This is a genomic window from Methylobacterium sp. WL12 (assembly GCF_008039475.1).
Classification (GTDB): domain Bacteria; phylum Pseudomonadota; class Alphaproteobacteria; order Rhizobiales; family Beijerinckiaceae; genus Methylobacterium; species Methylobacterium cerastii.
Map to the genome: position 1 here is coordinate 21778 of NZ_VRUW01000018.1, position 21746 is coordinate 43523.

Here is a 21746-nt window from a genome sequence, read left to right on the forward strand (position 1 = left end):
CGCGCCGAAGCGTGCATGGCGCGCAATCACGTGCGGCCCGGTCGCGGCCAGGACGATGCGGTTTCCAGGACCGGAACGGGGATGGAACAGCGGCGAAGCCTCTCGGATCGAATAGTTACCCGGCAAATAATCGATCCGGGTCGTCCAGGGAAGCGAATGCCCTGCGACATCCAGGCCATTTCCCCGCCCATGACACGGACCTGACCCGGGTCAAACGCGCCAAGTCACGGCTCGGTCCCGTCCTGTCGGACAATCTGGTGCTGCAGGACGCTTGATCGAGATAGCTGTCCGATGAAAGCCCGATGCGGGGCAGGGTTCGGACCTGCGCCCAGTCCGGTCAGCCGAACCGGCGGGCCTTGGCTTCTGCATCCTCGTTCGGGCTGCCCGGAGGAAGGGGCTGCGGCAGGACGACGGGGCTTGCGGTGCCCGCCGGCATCGGTCCGGGCTCGGCGAGGTTCGCGGAAGAGCCGGTCGCAGGTCCGGTCCGTGCCGAGGGGGCGCCGGCCGGCAGGGTGGTGGCCGACGTCGCGCCGTTCGGCGGTATCGCGGTCGCCGGCTTCGGCTCGGTCGTCGAGACGCTCGCGGGGAAGGCGGGCGCCGGGTTCGCGGTGGGCGGCGCGGCCGGGCGAGGTGCCGCGAGGGCGGCGGACTCGGCCTCGGGTGCGGCGCTCTCGAACGGCTCCTGGCCTGTGAGCAGGTTCGGCGGCGCCTGCCAGACGAAGGCGTCGATGCGGCCGGAGACCGGGGAGATCGGCTCCCAGGTCGGCGAGGCGACGCCGTCGGCGATCCAGACGGGGTCGCGCGGGGCATGCGCGGCACGCGCCAACCACTCGCGGGCGCGGCCCGAGCCGGCGCCGTGCTCGGCTTCCTCGATCCGCGCCATCATCAGGCAGGTCCGCACGGTCGGGCCGTCGTCGAGGAGCGGCTGGATCGCCTCGCGCGCCTTGGCGAAGTCGCGGGCGTCGAAGGCGGCCTGGGCGAGGGCGAGGCGCGCCTCGGGGGTCCAGGACGAGAGCTTGGCCAGGGTCTCGGCCCGCGTTAGGCGGTCCCGCACGGAATCGCCCGTGCGCAGGTTGAGGTAGACCTTGGCGAGGTCCGGGTGCGGGTTGGCCTTCCAGGCCGCCTCGACGATCTTGGCGGCCTTCTTCAGGTCGCCGCGGCGCGCGAGCAGGCGCCCGGCGATGCAGGCGGCGGGAACGAGGTCGGGCGCGAGCTTGACCGCCTGGAGCGCGCGCTCGGTGGCGGCTTCGGGCTCGCCGGCCTCGCGCACCTGCGCCATCGCGGTGAGCAGGACCGCGCGCTGGCGGCGCGCCTCCGCCTTCTCGATCAGCCCGAGGGAGCCGCGGCGCTCGACGATCTCAAGCGCGCCGCCCCAATCGCCGTCGGCGCATTGCGCCTCGAGCACGGCGTCGTTCGCCCAGGTGACGCTGGGGGCGAGGCGTGCGGCTTCCGCGGCGTAGGCGCGAGCGGAGACGTCGTCCTCGCGGCGGCGGGCCTCGACGAACAGGCCGCGCAGGCCGAGCACCCGGGTCTCGGGGTCGTCGACCATGCGCTGGAAGGCGCTCTCGGCCGCCTGCCGGTCGCCGGAGATCTGCGCCGCCTGGGCCTTGAGCAGCAGGGTCAGCGGCTCGGCGCCGAGAAGGCGCTCGGCGTCGCCCGCATGGCGGCGGGCGGCGAGCGGGTCGCCCGACCCGACGGCGACCATGCCGCGCGACAAGGCGGTGAAGCCCTTCGCCCGGCGCCGCTCGCGCGAGCCGTTCACCAGGGTGTCCGGCAGGGTGATGAGGCCGCGCACCACGGCCCAGACCAGGCCGAGCACGATCGCCGCGACGCCGACGCCGACGAGCGCGATGGCGAGGCTGGTGGCCACCTCGTACCCGTTCCACACGATGGTGACCGAGCCGGGTCGGTCGGCGATCCACACCGCCCCGAAGGCGGCGACGGCAAGCAGGGCCAGGAAGGCGAGGGCGCGCCACATGAGGTCGGGTACTCCTGTCAGCCGCGAGAACGGCGTCGCGTCGCGACGAGGTCGTGGGCGGGGGCGTCGGGCGCCCCCGCGGGATGGTGTGTCGCCGCGATCACGACTTGAGACTGATCACGGCTTCGATGCGATCACGGCAAGGAATGCATCAAGGTTTGGCGGCCGGCGCGGTCGTCGGCAGGCCCTTGAAGGCGTCGGAGAGCAGCGCCTGCGCCGCCTGCGCCGCGGCGGCCCGCGCCGTCAGCGTCGCGCCGAAGCCGCCGGCCTGCGCCTTCAGGTCCTGCGGCATCGCCGCGTAGGCCTGCGACGCCTCGAGCAGCGCGCCGCTGTCGAGCGCCGCCTGGACCTTCGCCACCGGATCGGTGTCGGCGGCCTCGGCCGTTTGCGGCGCGTCGACCTTGCGGACCTGCACGATCGAATCCGCGATGCTGAGGAAGCGGCTCTTCAGGTCGCCGTTGGCGGCCACGTCCTTGGAGGCCGCCGCCTTGCGCGCCGCCGCCGCCTTGTCGGTGATCGGCCGGAACTCGGCGGCGAGCTGGTCGGCCGTGGGCGCGCCCTTGTCGGCGAAGGGCGCCAGGGCGTCGATCCGGCTCGTGTCGCCGGTCTCGAGCTTGCGCAGGGTCGCCAGCGGCTCGGCATAGGGCACGCCGGCGTCGAGCGCGGCGGCGATCCGGTCCGCTGTGACGACCTTCAGCGCGGCCTGTACGGTGCTGGCCTCGGCCCGCAGGGCCACCGCCTTGTCGAGGGCCGCGACCTTCTCCGCCTGCTCCTGCAGGCGCCGGTCGAGGGCCTTGGTCGCCGCCTCGGCCGTGCTCCTGCCGGCCTCGGCCGCCTCGCGGCTGGCCTGGGTCGCGGTCTGGACCGCCTCGGTGGCGGCCTTCACCCGGTCGTCGAGGGTCTTCTGCAGGGCGTCGAGGCGCTGCCCGAGCGCCTGGTCGGCCTCGGCGTTCGCCTTGGTGCGCGTCTCGACCTCGCCCTGGAGCGCGGCGAGCTTCGGGGCGAGGTCGGCCGCCGGCGCGCGCGCCGCCTTGTCGGGCGCCTTGTCCTCGAGCGCCTTCACGCGCCCGTCGAGGGCGGCGATCTGCTTCGGCCCGTCGCCGGCCTGGGTCGCGCCGAGGCGCGCATCCGCCGGCTGGTCGCGGCCCGGCTCCTCCTGCAGGGCGGAGACGCGCTGGTCGAGGCTGTCGAGGCGGGCGACGATGTCGGCGGGGAGCGCGGCCGGGGCCGGGCTCGCGTCCTGGCCCGCGGCCTGCGTGGCCGGCGCGCCGGCGGCGCGGTCCAGGGCCTGCTTGGCCGCGGCTTCAGCGTCGCCTCGTTGGCGGCGACGCGCTTGTCGAGGGCGGAGACCGCGTCGCGCGGGCTCAAGGACGCCATCCGCTGGTCGAGGCCGGTGAGCTGGCCGGAGATGCGCTGGTCGAGCGCGGTGAGCCGGGCGTCGTCTCCGGCGTTGCCGAGGATGCCGGCGCGTTCCACCGCGAAAAGCAGGCCGGCGCCGATGACGCCGCCGAGCAGGCCCGCGGTCGCCACCGAGCCGAAGCCCGGCCCGCGGGCGGCGGGCACGTCGGCCGGGCCGACGCGCGGCGGGGCGCTGCCGGAGCCGGCGGGCTTGGCGCCGGCCGTCGCGGCACCTGGCTTGCTGTCGGAAGCCTTGTCGTCGGAAGCCTTTTCGGAAGTTTTGCCGTTGGATGCGGCCATGCCGGCAGCGAGGCCCGCTGCGCCGGCCGCCGCCGCCTTGGCGTCGCCGTGCACGTCGCCCTTCGCGTCCGGCTTCTTCGCGGCGTCCTCGACGCGCTTGGCCTTCAGGTCGATGATCGGCCCGTCGGTGAGGGCGCCCGTGGGGCGCGGCCCGCCTTGGGCCAGGCCGCCGGCGGATTTCGGCGGCTCGGTGGTCGCACCGGGGCGACCGAACTCGGGCTTGCCGGCGTCCGGCTTGTTCGTCTCGGGCTTGCCCGGCTCCTTTGCAGCGGACGATCCGGCCGGTACGCCGGAGAGCCCGGGCTTGCCAGGCTCGGTGCCAGGCTTGCCCACAGGGCTCGCTGCGCCGGCGCCCGGCGCGACCGCGGGCTTGGCCTCGGTCTTCGTCGGATCCGACGCCGCAGAGGACGGCTGAGCCGGGCGGCCGGGTTCGATCTTGGGGTTGGCGGAGGTCGGCGGATCGGTCCGGCCAGCCTCGGGCTTCGACGCCGGGGTGGGGGCGGACGAGGGCGAAGGCGAGGCGACGGAAGCCGCCGGCTTGCCCGGTTCGAACTTGCCGGCTTCGAGCTTGCCCGGCTCCGACTTCACGTGGATGCCCGGCGGCAGGGTGTCGGAGGGGCGGCCCTGCGGCGTCGCGGGCGCTCCGGGCTTGCCGGCCTGCGCGGGAGGGGCGTTCGGAGTCGTCGGGCCGTCCTTCGCGGCGCCCGGGGGCGGGGTTCCGGCGTTCGAGCGGTCGGCGTCGTTGGATGGTGGCTTCACGGCCGTTGTCTCTCCCGTCTCGACGTGCCCGGCGCGGCGGCTCTGCCGGCGCCCCGATCTCAAGCGTTTCCGCGACCCCGCGCCGCCTCGTGCGACGCCTTCCTACCATCCCCGGTTCGAACCGGGCGAGACCCGATCCGACGGCATCGCAAGGATGTCAGCACAGGCCCGCGAGGAGGTCGTCCTCGCGCGGTCGCCCAGCGACGAAATGGGCCGCGACCCCGGCTTGGTCCAGGGCTGCGGCCACGTCGTCCGACAGGCAGTAATGCCTCAACGCGCCGAAAGCTCCGCCGTGTCCGGCCGCTCCCGACAATCGATGCGCCACGCGTGCGCTGCGGCGGGAGTAGTGCAGGGCGGCATCGAGCCCGGGCGGCGTCGCGGCCAGCGCGGAAAAGACCGCGTCCGGCAGGTGCGGCACGGCCTCGGCCGCATAGGCCACGTGCGTCGCGATCGCGTAGCCCGCAGAAGTCAGCGCCGCCGCGGGCTCGGCCTTGCGCTCGGCGCCCGCCAGATGGAGCAGGCGCGCGCCGGCCGCGAGCCTGCCCCGCACCAAGGCGGCGAGCGCGACGGCGTCGCCCGCGCCGACCGCGACCGGTCCGAGCCGCGCCTCGGCGAGCGCCGCCGTGCGCGCGCCGACGGCGAAGACCGGGATTCCGCGCAACGCCCCGGCGTCGGTGGTCGCGAGCACCGCGTCGAGGGCGTTCGCGCTGGTGAGGATCAGGCCGTCGAAGGGTCCGTGCGGCAGGGCCGCGCCGGTGGGGCGCACTGCCAGCACCGGCGCCACCAGCGGCCGGTGGCCGAGCGCGGCCAGGCGTTCGCCGGTGCGCGCGGCGCCGGGCTCTGGCCGCGCCACCCAGATCCGCACCTCAACCCTCCAGGTCGAGGCGGATGCCGTGATGCGCCGTGGCGCCCGGCGCCAGCAGGCGCTGCGCGTCCCGCTCGGCGAGCTCGCCCGAGAAGCCGGCCCAGTCGGCATGCCCGGTCCAGGCTTCGAGCGACAGGAACGGCGCCGTCGGCTTCGTCCACACCGCCAGGTGCGGAAAGTCCTCCACCGCCATCCGGATCGCCCGGCCGCCCGGCCCGGTGAAGCGCATCGTGCGGCTCAGCGCATCGCGGAACACCAGCGCCTCGGTGAACAGGGCCGGATCGAGCGGCAGTGTCGTGCCGTCGAGGTGGATCGGGCGCTCCTCGCGCAGCAGCAGGCCGCCGGGGCCGACCTCGGGGACGCCGGCGCGCTCCGCCTGCTCGAATTCCACCGCGTAGCCGCCGCCCGCCGCCCGCGTGCCGCCTGCGAACGGCCAGGGGAAGGCCGGGTGGAAGCCGAGCCCGTAGGGCAGGGCCGTATCGCCCGGATTGTGGACCGCGATCGCGAAGTCGAGCCCGGCCGGGCGCACCCGGGCGGTGACGTCGAGGCGGAACCGGAAGGGATAGTGCGCCAGCGTCTCGGACGTCTCGGTCAGGCGCAGGGTGACGGCGTCGTCGGCCCGCTCCACCACCGCGAAGGGCAGGTCGCGGGCGAAGCCGTGCTGCGCCATCGGGTAGGTCCGGCCCTCGACCCGCACCACCCCGCCGGCCGAGGCGCCGACCACCGGGAAGAGCCAGGGCGCGTGCCGGTTCCAGTGCTCGGGATCGCCGTTCCAGAGATATTCGGTGCCGCCCACCCGCCACGACACCGGCTCGGCGCCGGCGAGCGCCAAGGCCGCTTCGGTGCCGTCGGCGGCTTTCAGGTGGATCGTGTCGGACATGGACGTGATCTCCGAGGTCGTGGCTATGTCACCCTGGCGGAAATGGCCTTCCAGCACGCGGATCACGCCGCCGCCCCGAGGTGCTGGGTCACCGCATGAAGCGGGCCGGAGGCGACGAGGCGGCCGTCCTCCAACACGTGGACCGTGTCGGCGGCCTCCAGGCTGGTGAGGCGGTGGGCGATCATGATCAGCGTGCGCTGGCCGGCCAGCGCGTTCAGCGCGGCCATCACCGCGCCCTCAGTCTCGCCGTCCAGCGCCGAGGTCGCCTCGTCGAACACGATCACGTCGGGGTCGTGGTAGAGCGCCCGGGCGATGCCGATGCGCTGGCGCTGCCCGCCGGAGAGGCGCGCGCCGCGCTCGCCGACCCGGGCGTCGTAGCCCTCGGGCAGGGCCGCGACGAAGTCGTGCGCGCCGGCCAGCCGCGCCGCGCGCTCCGCCGCCGCGCGGTCCACCGGCTCGAGGCCCAGCGCGATGTTCTCGGCCACCGTCCCGTCCACCAGGAACACGTCCTGGGGCACGTAGCCGATCCGGTTCTGCCAGGCGGGCAGGGTGTCCGCGTCGAGGGGCGTGCCGTCGACGGTGATGCGGCCCGCATCCGGTGTCAGGATGCCGAGGACGAGGCCGACGAGGGTCGACTTGCCCGATCCGGTGCGCCCGACGAGGCCGACGGTGGTGTTGGCCCGGATCGTCAGGCTCACCTCGGCCAGCGCCGGCCGGCCGGGCGCGTAGGCGAAGCCGACGCCCTCCAGGCGGATCGCGTCGCAGAACGGCAGCCGGGCGAGAGTCCGCGGCGGGCTCTCGGTCTCGCCGGCGAGGTCGTCGACGATGACGCGCACCGCCGGCAGGTAGAAGCGCAGCAGCGCCAGCGAGTTGAAGATGTTCTGGAAGGCCGGCAGCATCCGGTATCCGGCGAAGGCGAACAGCCCGAGCAGCGGCAGGATGCCGGCGGTGTCGAGCCCCTGGGCCAGCGCGAACAGAACCACCACGATGACGCCGCCGAAGGCCAGCGCCTCGATGACGAAGCGCGGCATCTGCCCGGTCAGCAGACTCTCGGCGGTGGCCTTCGCGTAGGCGCGGGCGGGGGTGTCGAACTTGCCGGCGAAGGTCTCCGCCCGGCCGTAGAGCTTGAGTTCGGTGAGCGCGCCCAGCGTCTCCTGCACCACGCGGTAGCGCTGCGCGTTGTCGCCGACCGAGCGCGCGCCGAGCGAGGCGAGGCGCGCACGCATCACCACGTAGATGCCGACGTAGAGCCCGCCGAAGCCGCCGCCGAGGATCAGCGCGAGGCGCGGCGCGTAGACCAGCAGGAAGGCGATGACGGCGAGCGCCGAGATCGCGCGGGACGCGATGACGGTCGCCGGCGTCAGCACGCCGATGACCAGCCGGTCGGTCTCCGAGAGCACGTTCTTGGCGAGCTCCGCGCTGTTCCCCTGCGTGAAGAACAAGCGTTCACGCGCGAGGTAGCGGAACAGCAGACGCCGGGCGAAGCCGTAGCCGGTGAGATGCGTGAACAGGAGCTGGGCGTAGGTCAGCGCGGCGTTGACCACGGCGGTGACGAGGATCGCGAGCAGCGCCGCCAGGCCCGCGGCGATGAGGAAGCTGCGGTCGTCGGCCAGCCCCAGCGTATCGCGGATGTGGGCGAGGTAGGGCAGGCGGGTGGCGGCCGCGGGATCGCCGACCAGCGTCAGGAACGGGATCACCGAGGCGACGCCGACCACTTCGAGCAGGCCCGCGCCGGTGAGGCCGAGCGCGATCAGCGCCAGCCGCCGCCGGTCGCGCGCCCGCATGGCGCGGACGAGGTCGATCAGCGCGCGCAAGGGTGCGTCCTCGGGATCGGCAGAACGCGACTCTCTTTTCCCCCCCTGCGGGGTAGGGAGGGAAGGGCGCCCGGCGCGGATCTCTCTGTGAAGCGCTCTCTCATGTGGGCCGAGCGCATAGAGGCCCGGCGCCATGCTGTCCACGCGGGCGGGCGCGGCCGCGAAGCCCTGCCCGCCCCGTCAGGCCTTCAGGCGACCTTCTTCAGCGAGCCGAGGTCCACGTCGCCGTTCTGGCTGGTGAAGCTGAGAGACTTGCTGCCGCCGTCCTGCTGCGAGACGCCGCCGATCTTGTGGTCGCCGCTGTCGTAGGTGGTGGTCTTGCCGTCCTGCTCGATCAGCAGGCGGTGCTTCTCGGGGAAGAAGGCGTACTTCATTCCGTTCTGCGACCCGCTGGTCGAGGGCTTGCCGAGGTCCTCCGGCCACCAGGGCTCCATGCCCTTCATCGGCTTCATGGGTTCCATCGGCTTCATCGGTTCCATCGGCTTCATGGGCTCCATCCGGGGCAGGCTCCTTCGTGGTCTGTCTCTCGCCATGACGCGGCAGGCCGGGATCGGTTGCATCGCACCCCACCGATCCAGGCGAGGATCGTGCCGCGCCGACCCCGGGGGCGTCGGCTCAGAACGCCCGCATCTCGCGGATCTGCCCGTCGAAGCCGACGTGCAGCGCGCGCTCGCGCCCGTCTTGGCCCTTGGCGGCGACCTCGAGGTGGCGCGGGCCGCGGCCGGTGACGCGCACGTCCGAGTAGCCGGCCGCCTGCACCGAGGCGGTCAGCGCCGGCACGTCGGGGTTGGCCCCGAGCCCGACTTTGTCCTTCGCCCAGTCGAGGGTGCCGGGGGGCGGGCCGCCGGCCGGGCCGAGCAGCACCCGGTTGCCGTCGCCGTGGGTCAGCACCGCCGCGTGCAGGAACCCGTTCTCGAAGCGCCCTTGCACGGTGACGGTCTCGCCCTTGGCGACCAGCGTGCCGCCTTCGCCCTGGCGCCCGGTCTCGACCAGCGCCCGCCCGGTGCCGTCCTGCAGCACGAACTTGTTGCCGAAGATCTCGGCGACCTCGCCCTTGGCGGCGATGCCGCCCGACGGCACCAGGGCGGAGATCGCCACCGGGGCGATCGGCGTGGTCGAAGGGGCGCCGTTCTGCGCCAGGGAGAGGCCGACGGCGCCCAGCGCCAGCGGCGCGGCGATGGCGCCGACGACGAGGGTGCGGCGGGGCAGGCGGCGGACTGGCGGCTTCGAAGCGGCAGCCTGGGGGATTTCGGTGGCGGTGCCGTCGATGACCTGTTCGTTGCTCATGATGATCGTGTCCTGTTCGGGTGGGCCCTTTCGGGTTGACGGCGTTCTAGGAGAGGGCCGCCAATCCACCCTGAACCGCGCGGTTCAGCTCCGGTTAAACCGGCCGGCCTAACCCCGGCGCCCGTCCCCGAGAGGTTCGAAGATCCATGAAGGTCCTGCTGGTCGAGGACGATGCGGCGCTCGGCGCCGAGATCGCGAAGGCGCTGCGCGCGGAAAACTTCGCCCTCGACCACGCGCGCGACGGCGAGGATGCGCAGCATCTGGGCGAGACCGAGGATTACGACGCGGTGGTGCTCGACCTCGGCCTGCCCAAGCGCGACGGCGTCTCGGTGCTGCAGGCCTGGCGCGCAGGCGGACGCACGCTCCCGGTCCTGATCCTCACAGCGCGTGACGGCTGGAGCGATAAGGTCGCGGGCTTCAAGGCCGGCGCCGACGACTACCTGGTCAAGCCGTTCCGCACCGAAGAGCTGGTGATCCGCCTGCGGGCGCTGGTGCGGCGCGCTCAGGCCAGCGGCGCGAGCCGGCTCGTGTGCGGGCCGTTGAGCTTCGATCCCGGCCTCGGCGCCTTCGAGCGCGACGGGCTGCCCCTGAAGCTCACCGGCCTCGAATGGCGGGTGCTCTCCTGCCTGATGCTGCGCAAGGACGCGGTGGTGCCCCGCTCGCAGCTGATCGAGCGGGTCTACGACGGCGACGCCGACGTCGATTCGAACTCGGTCGAGGTCATCATCACGCGCCTGCGCCGCAAGATCGCGCCAGCGCAGATCGAGGCGGTGCGCGGCCACGGCTGGCGCCTGCACGCGGACGCCGCCTGATGGCCCGCGCATCCGCCGCCGACGGCGCAGGCCTCACCGGTTCCCTCGCGCGCCGCCTCCTTGCGGTAGCCCTCGTTTTCATCACCGTCGCGCTCGTGGTCGCGGGCGTCGCGATCGGCTTCATCCTCCACCGGTTCGTCCGCGGGCAGATCGACGGACGGCTCGATGCGCAGATCGTGGCGATCCGTTCCGGGCTCGAGCAGGGGCCGGACGGTCCGCGCCTGTCCCGCGACTTCGACGCGCCGCCCTTCGACCGCGAGGGCTCGGGCTGGGCCTGGCAGGTGCGGCGCGGCGGGACGCTGCTGCGCTCCGCCTCGCTCGGACGCGAGGCGCTGCCCGTGCCGGCGGCCCCCCGTCCCGACGAGGGCTCGGACCGGCCGCAGCCCGCCGACGCGACCGACGCGCACGGGCGCGGCCTCGTCCTGCGAGTCCTGACGCTGCCCGCCGAGGACGGGGCCGCGCCGACGACCATCGCCGCCTCGGCGCCCGCGGCGGCGTTGCGCGGGCCGCTGCGCGAGGCCCTGACCACGCTGGCGCTGGCGCTCGCGGTGCTCGGCCTCTGCCTCGTCGGCGGGGTGCTGGCGCAGGTGCGCCTGGGCCTCGCGCCGCTGCAGCGCCTGCGCGCGGACCTCGCCGACGTCCGCGCCGGGCGGCGCGAGCGGGTGCCGGTCGCGCAGCCGGCCGAAATCCGGCCGCTGGTCGCCGAACTCAACGGGCTCCTCGACCAGAACGCCGCCAACCTCGCGCGTGCGCGCACGCATGTCGCGAACCTCGCCCACGGCCTCAAGACGCCGCTCGCCACCCTGACCCTGGCGCTCGCCGACCCGGCGCGCGATGCCGACGGCACCTTGCGCGGCCTCGTCGGGTCGATGGACCGGCAGGTCCGCCATCACCTGCGCCGCGCCCGCGCGGCGGCGCTCGAAGGCACGGCCCGTGGGCGGATCGGCTTGGCGAGCCTTATCCAGGATCTCGCCGCGACCCTCGGCCGCCTGCATGCCGCCAAGGGCGTGCGCGTCCGAACGGAGATCGCCGAAGGGCTGACTGTCAGCTGCGAGGCGCAGGACCTCGACGAGATGCTCGGGAACCTGATGGACAACGCCTGCCAATGGTGCCGCGGCGAGGTCCGGGTCTCGGCGGCAACGGAGGGCGACGCGGTGGCGATTGGCGTCGAGGACGACGGGATGGGCCTCGATCCGGCGGCGGCGACCTCGGTCCTGCGGCGTGGGCAGCGCCTCGACGAGACCGTGCCGGGCAACGGATTCGGCCTGTCGATCACCCTGGAGCTGGCCGAACTCTACGGCGGCGGCCTGACCCTCGACCGGTCCGACCTCGGCGGTCTGCGCGCGACCCTCGTCCTGCCGGGCTGAGGACCCAACGCAAGAAGCCCTCGACGGCGTCGGGCCGGAGGGCTGGTTCGACTAATGTGATCGGGAAGGTACGTGGCGCGGGCGACGGGACTCGAACCCGCGACCTCCGGCGTGACAGGCCGGCACTCTAACCAACTGAGCTACGCCCGCACGGCGTATCCGCTCGAAAGCCCGGTGGGCTTCGGCGACGAGCGGGGGTTTAGGTGGGGGGGCAGGGAGTGTCAAGCGTGACCTTGCCACGCGAGACGCGATTGTCCGCAGGCCCCGATTCTCCGGTCGGCGAACCGGATCTGTCTATTGGGGGGCTGCGCCGATCTGCCGTGTTGGCGAAGACCTGACATCGCGCCACCTCTCTGTCTCAGGCCGCGATTGTGCGACGCGCAAACGGCTTGTTTCACCGGGTCGGCTCGACTAAGCCTCGGCCCGCGCGCACTCTGGCATTGGAGCAATTCCATATCGCCGTTCGGTGAAGTTCAGGGCGGCGCGGTCCAGCGCGTGAGAGGTGTCGCATGACCGGTCTCCTGGCGGATTACCTGCCGCTCATCGTGTTCCTCGGCGTGTCGCTGTTCATCGCGGCGGCTCTTCTGGTGGCCCCGTTCCTGGTGGCCTATTCGAGCCCGGACCCGGAGAAGCTCTCGGCCTACGAGTGCGGCTTCAACGCCTTCGACGACGCCCGCATGAAGTTCGACGTGCGGTTCTACCTCGTCGCCATCCTGTTCATCATCTTCGACCTCGAAGTCGCCTTCCTGTTCCCCTGGGCCATCACGTTCGGGGATCTCGGCTGGTTCGGCATGTGGTCGATGATGGCCTTCCTCGGGGTCCTCACCGTCGGCTTCGTCTACGAGTGGCGCAAGGGCGCCCTCGAATGGGACTAGTCCGCGTCGTCGCCCCGCCCGCCCGCTCCTGAGGCATCCATGGCCTTCACCCCCGAACTGTCCCGTGCCCCGGCGATCGCGCCGCAGGCCAAGGGGCTCGTCGACCCGAACACCGGCCGCCCGATCGGTGCCGACGACCCGACCTTCCTGACGATCAGCGCGGAACTCGCCGACCGCGGCTTCCTGATCACCTCCACCGACGACCTGATCAACTGGGCCCGCACCGGCTCGCTGATGTGGATGACGTTCGGGCTCGCCTGCTGCGCGGTCGAGATGATGCAGATGTCGATGCCGCGCTACGATTGCGAGCGCTTCGGCTTCGCCCCGCGCGGCTCGCCCCGCCAGTCCGACGTGATGATCGTCGCGGGCACGCTGACCAACAAGATGGCCCCGGCTTTGCGCAAGGTCTACGACCAGATGCCGGAGCCGCGCTACGTGATCTCGATGGGCTCCTGCGCCAACGGCGGCGGCTACTACCACTACTCGTATTCGGTGGTCCGCGGCTGCGACCGGGTCGTGCCTGTCGACATCTACGTGCCGGGCTGCCCGCCGACGGCCGAAGCGCTGCTCTACGGCGTGCTGCTGCTGCAGAAGAAGATCCGCCGCACCGGCACGATCGAGCGCTGAGGGCAGGCGATGACCAACGGCATCTCGATCCTCGCCCACACCCAGCCCGTCTCCGGCGACGCGGCCCTGCAGGCGCTGTCGGACCACGTGGCCGGGGCGCTCGGCCCGGCGGTGGTCGAGCGCACCATCGCGCTCGGCGAGCTGACGCTGGTGGTCCAGGCCTCGGACATCGTGTTCGCGCTGACGTTCCTGCGCGACGACCCGGCCTGCGCCTTCCGGAACTTCATCGACATCTGCGGCGCCGACTACCCGAGCCGCGCACAGCGCTTCGACGTGGTCTACCACCTGCTCAGCCTGCGCAACAATTCCCGCATCCGGTTGAAGGTGCGCACCGACGAGGTCACGCCGGTCCCCTCCGTGATCGAGGTGTTCCCGGCGGCCAACTGGTACGAGCGCGAGACCTACGACCTCTACGGCATCCTGTTCTCGGGCCACCCGGACCTGCGCCGGCTGCTCACCGATTACGGCTTCGAGGGCCACCCCCTGCGCAAGGACTTCCCGCTCACCGGCTTCGTCGAGGTCCGCTACGACCAGGACGAGGCGCGCGTGGTCTACGAGCCGGTGAAGCTGACGCAGGAATTCCGGAACTTCGACTTCCTCTCGCCGTGGGAGGGCACCGAATACGTGCTTCCGGGCGACGAGAAGAAGACGGCTTGAGGCGGAGGGCTCACCATGACCGAGCATAATATCCGCAACTTCGCGATCAACTTCGGGCCGCAGCATCCGGCGGCGCACGGCGTGCTGCGCCTGGTGCTGGAGCTCGACGGCGAGGTGGTCGAGCGCGTCGACCCGCATATCGGCCTGCTCCACCGCGGCACCGAGAAGCTGATCGAGTACAAGACCTACCTCCAGGTCACGCCGTACTTCGACCGGCTCGACTACGTCTCGCCGATGAACCAGGAGCACGCCTTCTGCCTGGCGATCGAGAAGCTCGCTGGCATCGAGGTGCCGCGGCGCGCGCAGCTCATCCGCACCCTGTTCTGCGAGATCGGCCGCCTGCTCTCGCACCTGCTCAATGTCACGACGCAGGCGATGGACGTCGGCGCCCTCACGCCCCCGCTCTGGGGCTTCGAGGAGCGCGAGAAGCTGATGATCTTCTACGAGCGGGCCTCGGGCGCCCGGCTCCACGCCAACTACTTCCGCCCCGGTGGCGTCCACCAGGACCTGCCGCCCGCGCTGATCGACGACATCGAGGCGTTCTGCGACCCGTTCCTGCAGGTGGTCCAGGACCTCGACGACCTCGTCATGTCCAACCGCATCTTCAAGCAGCGCAACGTCGACATCGGCATCGTCTCGGTGGACGAGGCGATGGCCTGGGGCTTCTCCGGCCCGATGGTGCGCGGCTCGGGCATCCCGTGGGACCTGCGCAAGTCGCAGCCCTACGAGTGCTACGAGGAGATGGAGTTCGACATCCCCGTGGGGAAGAACGGCGACACCTACGATCGCCAGGTGATCCGCATGGAGGAGATGCGGGAATCCGTGAAGATCATGCGGCAATGCTGCGTCAAGCTGCGCGAGCCGGCGGGCCTGGGTCCGATCGCCTCGATCGACGGCAAGTTCGCGCCGCCGCCGCGCCGGGAGATGAAGCGCTCGATGGAAGCGCTCATCCACCACTTCAAGCTCTACACCGAAGGCTTCCACGTGCCCGAGGGGGAGGTCTACGCGGCCGTCGAGGCGCCCAAGGGCGAGTTCGGCGTCTACCTCGTCTCCGACGGCACCAACAAGCCGTATCGCTGCAAGATTCGCGCTCCGGGATTCGCCCACCTTCAGGCGATGGACTGGATGTGCCGCGGCCACCTGCTCGCCGATGTGTCCTGCGTGCTCGGCACGCTCGACATCGTCTTCGGCGAGGTCGACCGTTGAGCTGGAAGGGCCAGAACTGAGATGTCGAACCGCAGGCTCGCCCCCGCTTCCGAGCAGCCCGAGAGCTTCGCGTTCACGCAAGAGAACGCCGCCTGGGCCAAGGGGCAGATCGAGAAGTACCCGGAGGGCCGCCAAGCCTCGGCCGTGATCCCGCTGCTGTGGAAGGCGCAGGAGCAGAACGGCGGCTGGCTGCCGCGCCGCGCGATCGAGGCGGTGGCCGACGAGCTCGGCATGCCGCACATCCGCGTGCTCGAAGTGGCGACCTTCTACACGATGTTCGCCCTGGAGCCCGTGGGCCGGTTCTGGATCCAGCTCTGCGGCACGGTGCCGTGCGATTCCTGCGGCGCGCGCGAGTTGAAGGGCATGCTGCAGGCCCGCCTCGGGCCGGCCGGCCACGTCTCGGCCGACGGCAACTTCTCCTGGCTCGAAGTCGAGTGCCTGGGCGCCTGCTGCAACGCGCCGATGGTGCAGATCAACCAGGACTACTACGAGGACCTGACGCCCGAGAGTCTCGGCACGCTGATGGACGACCTCGCCGCCGGCCGTACGGTCAAGGTCGGCTCGCAGACCGGCCGCGTCTCGTCGGAGCCGCAGGGCGGGGCTGCGACGCTGAGCGACCCGACGCTGTTCGACGGCTCGCGCGTCGGCGCCTGGCGCCAGCGCTTCGAGGACAAGAACAAGGCGGAGGGCGACGAGGCCCGGGCCAAGGACGAGGCCGCCTCGACCGAGGCCCGCGCCGCGACCGAGCCCAAGATCGCCAAGCCCGATGCAGGCCGCCCCGTCGAGCGGCCCGTCTCCGACGCCCCGGCGCAGCGGGCGGCAGGCGGCGACGCGCCGATCAAGGCCGACGACCACGCCGACGCGGCCGAGCGCGGTCGCTCCATCGCCAAGCACGGCAGCGCCCGGCCGGGCGACGCCGACGTGCTGGATTCGCCGGCCAAGCGCGTGGCGGAGGGCGAGCCTGCGGGCGCAGAGGCGGGGGCGCAGTCGGACCTGCCGCGCGATGCGGTGCCGCCGCAGCCGGAGGCGTCCGGGGCGAGCGAGAACGCGCCCGCCGCGAAGCCGTCCGAGCCTTCGACGAAACCGGCAGAGCCTTCGGCGAAGCCGGCGAAGTCGGATCCGGCCACCTGAGACACGGAAAGCCAAAGCCATGCTGGCCGATCAGGATCGCATCTTCACCAACCTCTACGGGTTGCACTCGCCCGGCCTCGAGGCCGCGCAGAAGCGCGGCGCGTGGGACGGCACCAAATTCCTGCTCGAGATGGGCCGTGACTGGATCATCGACGAGATGAAGGCCTCGGGTCTGCGCGGCCGCGGCGGCGCCGGCTTCCCGACCGGCCTCAAGTGGTCGTTCATGCCCAAGAAGTCGGACGGGCGGCCGCACTACCTCGTGGTCAACGCCGACGAGTCCGAGCCCGGCACCTGCAAGGACCGGGAGATCATGCGGCACGATCCGCACCTGCTGATCGAAGGCTGCATGCTGGCCTCCTTCGCGATGGCGGCGCATGCCTGCTACATCTACATCCGAGGCGAATACGTCGCCGAAAAGCACGCGCTGCAGCGGGCGGTGGACGAAGCCTACGCGGCCCGCCTCGTCGGCCAGGACAACGTCCACGGCTACCCGTTCGACATCTACGTCCACCACGGCGCAGGCGCCTACATCTGCGGCGAGGAGACGGCGCTGCTCGAATCCCTCGAGGGCAAGAAGGGGATGCCGCGGCTCAAGCCGCCGTTCCCGGCCAACATGGGCCTCTACGGCTGCCCGACGACGGTGAACAACGTCGAGTCGATCGCGGTCGCCGGCACGATCCTGCGTCGCGGCGGCGCGTGGTTCGCAGGCCTCGGCGGCAAGAACAACACCGGCACCAAGCTGTTCTGCGTCTCCGGCCACGTCAACAAGCCGTGCAACGTCGAGGAGGAGCTAGGCATCACCTTCCGCGAGCTCGTCGACGAGCATTGCGGCGGCATGCGCGGCGGCTGGGACAACCTGCTCTGCTCGATCCCCGGCGGCTCCTCGGTGCCGCTGGTGCCGGCCGAGCAGATCATCGACGCCAAGATGGACTTCGACACCCTGCGCAACCTCGGCTCCGGCCTGGGCACCGCGGCTGTGATCGTGCTCGACCGCTCGACCGACATCGTCCAGGCGATCGCCCGCATCGCGTATTTCTACAAGCACGAGTCCTGCGGCCAGTGCACGCCCTGCCGCGAGGGCACCGGCTGGATGTGGCGGGTGATGCTGCGGATGGCGGAAGGGCGCGCGCAGAAGCGCGAGATCGACATGCTGCTCGACGTCACCAAGCAGATCGAGGGCCACACGATCTGCGCGCTCGGCGACGCGGCGGCCTGGCCGATCCAAGGCCTCATCCGCCACTTCCGCCCCGAGATCGAGAAGCGCATCGACCGCTACAGCGCCAACCCGCATTCCGATGCGGTGCCGATGGCCGCCGAGTGACCGCCTTTGCCGACGCTCAGTCCTGAGATGAACGCATGACCAAAATCCTCGTCGACGGCATCGAGGTCGATGTTCCCGCCGAATACACCCTGCTGCAGGCCTGCGAGATGGCCGGCGCGGAAATCCCGCGCTTCTGCTTCCATGAGCGGCTGTCGATCGCCGGCAATTGCCGGATGTGCCTGGTCGAGCTGAAGGGTGCGCCCAAGCCCGTGGCCTCCTGTGCCTACGCGGTGAAGGATTGCCGCCCCGGCCCGAACGGCGAGCCGCCCGAGGTGCTGACGCGCTCCGGCCAGACGAAGAAGGCGCGCGAGGGGGTGATGGAGTTCCTCCTCATCAACCACCCGCTCGATTGCCCGATCTGCGACCAGGGCGGCCATTGCGACCTGCAGGACCAGGCGATGGCCTACGGCGTCGACTCGACCCGCTACGGCGAGAACAAGCGCGCGGTCGAGGAAAAGTACATCGGCCCGCTGGTGCGGACGGCGATGAACCGCTGCATCCACTGCACGCGCTGCGTGCGCTTCCTCGCCGAGGTCGCCGGCGTGCCGGACCTCGGCGCGATCGGCCGCGGCGAGGACATGGAGATCACGAGCTATCTCGAGCAGGCGATGGGCTCGGAGCTTCAGGGCAACGTCGCCGACCTCTGCCCCGTGGGCGCCCTCGTGCCCAAGCCTCAGAGCTACAACATCCGCCCCTGGGAGCTGTCGAAGACCGAATCGGTCGACGTGATGGATGCGGTCGGCTCGGCGATCCGCGTCGACGCCCGCGGCCGCGAGGTCATGCAGATCGAGCCGCGGGTCAACGAGGACATCAACGAGGAGTGGATCTCCGACAAGACCCGCCATCCCGTGGACGGCCTACGCGTCCAGCGCCTCGACCGGCCGTACCTGCGCGAGAACGGCCGCCTGCGCCCCGCCTCCTGGGGTGAGGCCTTCGCCGCGATCGCCGCCAAGGTGAAGGGCGCCGACCCCAAGCGCGTCGGCGCTCTGGTCGGGGATCTGGCGGGCGTCGAGGAGATCTTCGCGCTCAAGGGTCTGATGACCGCGCTCGGCGTGGCCAACCTCGATTGCCGCCAGGGCGGCGAGCGGCTCGATCCGGCCTGGGGCCGGGCGTCCTACGTCTTCAACCCGACCATCCCCGGCATCGAGGCGGCGGACGCGATCCTGCTCGTCGGCGCCAACCCGCGGACCGAGGCGTCGCTCCTCAACGTCCGCATCCGCAAGCGCTGGCGGATGGGGCGGCTCGCGGTCGGCCTGATCGGCGAGGACACCGACCTCACCTATCCCCACACCTATCTCGGCGCCGGCACCGACACCCTGGCGGCCCTGGCCAAGGGCGAGCACAGCTTCCTCGAGATCCTGAAGGGCGCCGAGCGCCCGCTGGTGATCGTCGGCGGTGCGGCGCTCGCCGACCCGGCGGTGATCGCCGCAGCCGCGGCGCTCGCCAAGGACGTCGGTGCCGTCACGGCGGAGTGGAACGGGTTCGGCGTGCTGCACACCGCCGCCGCCCGGGTCGGCGCGCTCGACCTCGGTTTCGTGCCGGGGGAGGGCGGCCTCGACTTTTCCGGCATGATCGCGCCGGGCGCGCTGGACGTGGTGTTCAACCTTGGCGCCGACGAATGCACGGTCGGGGCCGGCGCCTTCGTGATCTACCAGGGCACCCACGGCGACCGCGGCGCCTCGCGCGCCGACGTGGTGCTGCCCGGCGCCGCCTACACCGAGAAGAGCGCGACCTACGTCAACCTGGAGGGCCGGGTGCAGCAGGCCAACCGCGCCGGCTTCCCGCCGGGCGACGCCCGCGAGGACTGGGCGATCCTGCGCGCGCTCTCCGACGTGCTCGGCCACCGCCTGCCCTACGATTCGCTGGTGGCCCTGCGCCGTGCGCTCTACGCCGAACACCCGCACCTGGCCGCCATCGGCAGCGTCGAGTCGGGCGACACGGTGGCGGCGGTCGATCGTTTGGCCGGCCTCGGCGGCACGATGGCCAAGGCCGCCTTCGCCTCGCCGGTGCTCGACTTCTACCTCACCAATCCGATCGCGCGCGCCTCGCGCGTGCTCGCCGAATGTTCGAGCCTCGCCCGCGGGCGCGCCCTCGAAGCCGCCGAGTAAGGGTCCGCCATGACACCCTGGGAAACCGTCGGCCTCGTGCTGCTGCTGGCGCTGAAGAGCTTCCTGCTGCTGGCGTGCCTGCTCGTCTTCATCGCCTACGCGCTGCTGGCCGACCGCAAGATCTGGGCGGCGGTGCAGCTGCGCCGCGGCCCGAACGTGGTCGGGCCGTTCGGTCTGTTCCAGTCCTTCGCCGACCTGCTGAAGTTCGTGCTGAAGGAGCCGGTGATTCCCGCCGGCGCCAACAAGGCGCTGTTCCTGCTGGCGCCGCTGGTCTTCGCGACGCTCGCGCTCGCGGCCTGGGCCGTGATCCCGCTCGCGGAGGGCTGGGCGCTCGCCGACATCAACGTCGGCATGACCTACATCTTCGCGATTTCCAGCCTGGGCGTGTACGGCGTGCTGATGGGCGGCTGGGCCTCGAACTCGAAATACGCGTTCCTCGGCGCGCTCCGCTCGGCGGCACAGATGATCTCCTACGAGGTCTCGCTCGGCTTCGTGATCATCTGCGTGCTGCTCTGCGCCGGCTCGCTCAACCTCTCGAAGATCGTCATCGCGCAGGACACCTCGCTCGGCATCCTCGGCTGGTACTGGCTGTGGCTGTTCCCGATGTTCGTGGTGTTCTTCATCTCCGCGCTGGCCGAGACGAACCGCCCCCCCTTCGACCTGCCGGAGGCCGAATCGGAGCTCGTGGCGGGCTACATGGTCGAGTACTCCTCGACGCCGTACCTGCTGTTCATGCTCGGCGAGTACGTGGCGATCATGACCATGTGCGCGCTCGGCACGGTGTTGTTCCTCGGCGGCTGGCTCTCGCCGATCCCGTTCGCGCCCTTCACCTGGGTGCCGGGGCTGATCTGGTTCGCGCTGAAGGCCAGCTTCCTGTTCTTCATGATCGCCATGGTGAAGGCCATGGTCCCGCGCTACCGCTACGACCAGCTCATGCGGCTCGGCTGGAAGGTCTTCCTTCCGCTCTCGCTCGTCTCGGTCGTGGTCGTCGCCTTCGTGCTCAAGCTGACCGGCCTCGCTCCAGGTGCCTGAGTGAATTCGCGCCTGAGCCTCACCCAGAAATCGGAGATCGCGGCATGAAGCTCGATCAGGTCGCCAAGGGCCTTCTGCTGAAGGAGTTCGCCTCGGGGTTCGTCCTCGCGATGAAGTATTTCTTCAAGCCGAAGGCGACGATCAACTACCCCTTCGAGATGGGCCATCGCGGCCCGCGCTTCCGCGGCGAGCACGCCCTGCGCCGCTATCCGAACGGCGAGGAGCGCTGCATCGCGTGCAAGCTGTGCGAGGCGATCTGCCCGGCGCAGGCCATTACCATCGAGGCGGGACCCCGCCGCAACGACGGCACTCGGCGCACCACCCGCTACGACCTCGACATGGTGAAGTGCATCTATTGCGGCATGTGCCAGGAGGCCTGCCCGGTCGATGCCATCGTCGAGGGGCCGAACTTCGAGTTCTCGGTCGAGACCCGCGAGGAGCTGCTCTACGACAAGGAGAAGCTGCTGCTGAACGGCGACCGCTGGGAGCGCGAGATCGCGCGAAACCTCGCGATGGACGCCCCCTACCGCTGACATCCCCGCCCCGTCCCTCAGCGCCGCGGGTTGTGCGGCGCGGGAGCGGGTTCTATAGACGGCCGGCCGGGTCCGGACCGTTTTTGCGGACCGTTTTCTCATGAGGCAGAAGGGGCCGCTCCGGCGGCCGATCCCGACAAGCGCATGACTGCAGCCGCCGCCTTCTTCTACCTCTTCGCGGGCCTCACCATCGCCTCGGGCTTCATGGTGATCGCGTCCCGCAATCCCATCGCCTCGGTGCTGTTCCTGATTCTCGCCTTCGTGAACGCCGCCGGCCTGTTCGTGCTGATGGGCGCCGAGTTCCTGGCGATGATCCTGGTCGTCGTCTACGTCGGCGCGGTCGCGGTGCTGTTCCTGTTCGTCGTGATGATGCTCGACGTGGACTTCGCCCAGCTCCGGCAGGGGTTCCAGCAGTATCTCCCGGTCGGCGCGATGATCGGCGCGGTGTTCCTGATCGAGCTTCTGCTCGTCGTCGGCTCGTGGACGATCGATCCCGGCCTGGTGCAGGCGCCGCTCGGCAACGTGGCGGCGGGCGAGCACACCAGCAACACGGTGATCCTCGGCCGGGTGCTCTACACGGAATACGTCTACTTCTTCCAGATCGCCGGCCTGATCCTGCTCGTCGCGATGATCGGCGCGATCGTGCTGACCCTGCGCGATCGCCCCGGCGTCAAGCGCCAGAACATCGCGCTGCAGAACGCGCGCACGCAAGGCGACGCGGTCGAGACCCGCAAGGTGCCCTCCCGCCAGGGCGTCGAGGTCTGATGGCCGAGACCCGGACGGCTTGGGCGACCCT

20 protein-coding genes and 1 tRNA gene are annotated in these 21746 nt (G+C 71.5%); 12 read left to right on the forward strand and 9 right to left on the reverse strand.

Annotated features, from left to right (window positions below):
• Positions 1-337: 337 nt before the first annotated feature.
• The 8 genes from FV226_RS09645 to FV226_RS09675 form a co-directional block, all read right to left on the reverse strand.
• The gene (locus tag FV226_RS09645) at positions 338-1978 is read right to left on the reverse strand and encodes a heme biosynthesis HemY N-terminal domain-containing protein (protein ID WP_147762736.1); all 1641 of its coding nucleotides are present in this window, start codon (positions 1976-1978) and stop codon (positions 338-340) included.
• A gap of 151 nt (positions 1979-2129) precedes the next feature.
• Positions 2130-3041, reverse strand: a complete 912-nt coding sequence (locus FV226_RS28550; RefSeq protein ID WP_246691540.1) for a hypothetical protein — start codon at positions 3039-3041, stop codon at positions 2130-2132.
• Positions 3038-4435, reverse strand: a complete 1398-nt coding sequence (locus tag FV226_RS28555; RefSeq protein WP_246691541.1) for a hypothetical protein — start codon at positions 4433-4435, stop codon at positions 3038-3040. Before FV226_RS28555 ends, FV226_RS28550 begins: the two co-directional genes overlap by 4 nt.
• Positions 4436-4592: 157 nt before the next feature.
• Complete coding sequence (locus tag FV226_RS09655; RefSeq protein ID WP_147762737.1) at positions 4593-5300, reverse strand: uroporphyrinogen-III synthase; 708 nt, start codon at positions 5298-5300, stop codon at positions 4593-4595.
• A gap of 1 nt (position 5301) precedes the next feature.
• Positions 5302-6180, reverse strand: coding sequence for an aldose 1-epimerase family protein (locus FV226_RS09660; RefSeq protein ID WP_147762738.1), 879 nt, complete (start codon positions 6178-6180; stop codon positions 5302-5304).
• A gap of 62 nt (positions 6181-6242) precedes the next feature.
• Positions 6243-7994, reverse strand: coding sequence for an ABC transporter ATP-binding protein (locus FV226_RS09665; RefSeq protein ID WP_147762739.1), 1752 nt, complete (start codon positions 7992-7994; stop codon positions 6243-6245).
• 188 nt (positions 7995-8182) lie between these two features.
• A complete protein-coding gene (locus FV226_RS09670; protein WP_348644093.1) occupies positions 8183-8482 on the reverse strand; it encodes a hypothetical protein in 300 nt (99 codons plus the stop codon).
• A gap of 127 nt (positions 8483-8609) precedes the next feature.
• A complete protein-coding gene (locus tag FV226_RS09675; RefSeq protein WP_147762741.1) occupies positions 8610-9281 on the reverse strand; it encodes a DNA-binding protein in 672 nt (223 codons plus the stop codon).
• A 146-nt stretch (positions 9282-9427) separates the two neighbouring features.
• Here FV226_RS09675 and FV226_RS09680 point away from each other — a divergent pair, with 146 nt between their 5' ends.
• Together FV226_RS09680 and FV226_RS09685 are read left to right on the forward strand one after the other, a co-directional pair.
• The gene (locus FV226_RS09680) at positions 9428-10093 is read left to right on the forward strand and encodes a response regulator transcription factor (protein WP_147754654.1); all 666 of its coding nucleotides are present in this window, start codon (positions 9428-9430) and stop codon (positions 10091-10093) included.
• Positions 10093-11460 (forward strand): ATP-binding protein, encoded by a 1368-nt coding sequence (locus FV226_RS09685; protein WP_147762742.1) that lies wholly within the window; start codon positions 10093-10095, stop codon positions 11458-11460. The genes FV226_RS09680 and FV226_RS09685 overlap by 1 nt, the downstream gene beginning before the upstream one ends.
• A gap of 73 nt (positions 11461-11533) precedes the next feature.
• Here the strand turns inward: FV226_RS09685 and FV226_RS09690 are convergent.
• Positions 11534-11610 (reverse strand) — tRNA-Asp (locus tag FV226_RS09690).
• Positions 11611-11969: 359 nt separating this feature from the next.
• Here FV226_RS09690 and FV226_RS09695 point away from each other — a divergent pair.
• The 10 genes from FV226_RS09695 (at position 11970) to FV226_RS09740 (ending at position 21715) form a co-directional block, all read left to right on the forward strand.
• Positions 11970-12335 (forward strand): NADH-quinone oxidoreductase subunit A, encoded by a 366-nt coding sequence (locus FV226_RS09695; RefSeq protein WP_147728471.1) that lies wholly within the window; start codon positions 11970-11972, stop codon positions 12333-12335.
• Positions 12336-12374: 39 nt separating this feature from the next.
• Positions 12375-12962, forward strand: coding sequence for an NADH-quinone oxidoreductase subunit B (locus tag FV226_RS09700; protein WP_147728470.1), 588 nt, complete (start codon positions 12375-12377; stop codon positions 12960-12962).
• Between the two features lie 9 nt (positions 12963-12971).
• Positions 12972-13619 (forward strand): NADH-quinone oxidoreductase subunit C, encoded by a 648-nt coding sequence (locus FV226_RS09705; protein ID WP_147762743.1) that lies wholly within the window; start codon positions 12972-12974, stop codon positions 13617-13619.
• 15 nt (positions 13620-13634) lie between these two features.
• On the forward strand, positions 13635-14825 hold the full coding sequence (locus FV226_RS09710; RefSeq protein WP_147751046.1) for an NADH-quinone oxidoreductase subunit D: 1191 nt from the start codon (positions 13635-13637) through the stop codon (positions 14823-14825).
• A 21-nt stretch (positions 14826-14846) separates the two neighbouring features.
• A complete protein-coding gene (gene nuoE / locus FV226_RS09715) occupies positions 14847-15956 on the forward strand; it encodes an NADH-quinone oxidoreductase subunit NuoE (protein ID WP_147762744.1) in 1110 nt (369 codons plus the stop codon).
• 19 nt (positions 15957-15975) lie between these two features.
• Complete coding sequence (gene nuoF, locus FV226_RS09720) at positions 15976-17277, forward strand: NADH-quinone oxidoreductase subunit NuoF (RefSeq protein WP_147762745.1); 1302 nt, start codon at positions 15976-15978, stop codon at positions 17275-17277.
• Positions 17278-17312: 35 nt separating this feature from the next.
• A complete protein-coding gene (gene nuoG / locus FV226_RS09725; protein WP_147762746.1) occupies positions 17313-19385 on the forward strand; it encodes an NADH-quinone oxidoreductase subunit NuoG in 2073 nt (690 codons plus the stop codon).
• A 9-nt stretch (positions 19386-19394) separates the two neighbouring features.
• The gene (gene nuoH / locus FV226_RS09730) at positions 19395-20417 is read left to right on the forward strand and encodes an NADH-quinone oxidoreductase subunit NuoH (protein WP_147762747.1); all 1023 of its coding nucleotides are present in this window, start codon (positions 19395-19397) and stop codon (positions 20415-20417) included.
• A gap of 44 nt (positions 20418-20461) precedes the next feature.
• Positions 20462-20950, forward strand: a complete 489-nt coding sequence (gene nuoI / locus FV226_RS09735) for an NADH-quinone oxidoreductase subunit NuoI (protein WP_147751042.1) — start codon at positions 20462-20464, stop codon at positions 20948-20950.
• A 144-nt stretch (positions 20951-21094) separates the two neighbouring features.
• Complete coding sequence (locus FV226_RS09740) at positions 21095-21715, forward strand: NADH-quinone oxidoreductase subunit J (RefSeq protein WP_147726107.1); 621 nt, start codon at positions 21095-21097, stop codon at positions 21713-21715.
• Positions 21716-21746: the final 31 nt, after the last annotated feature.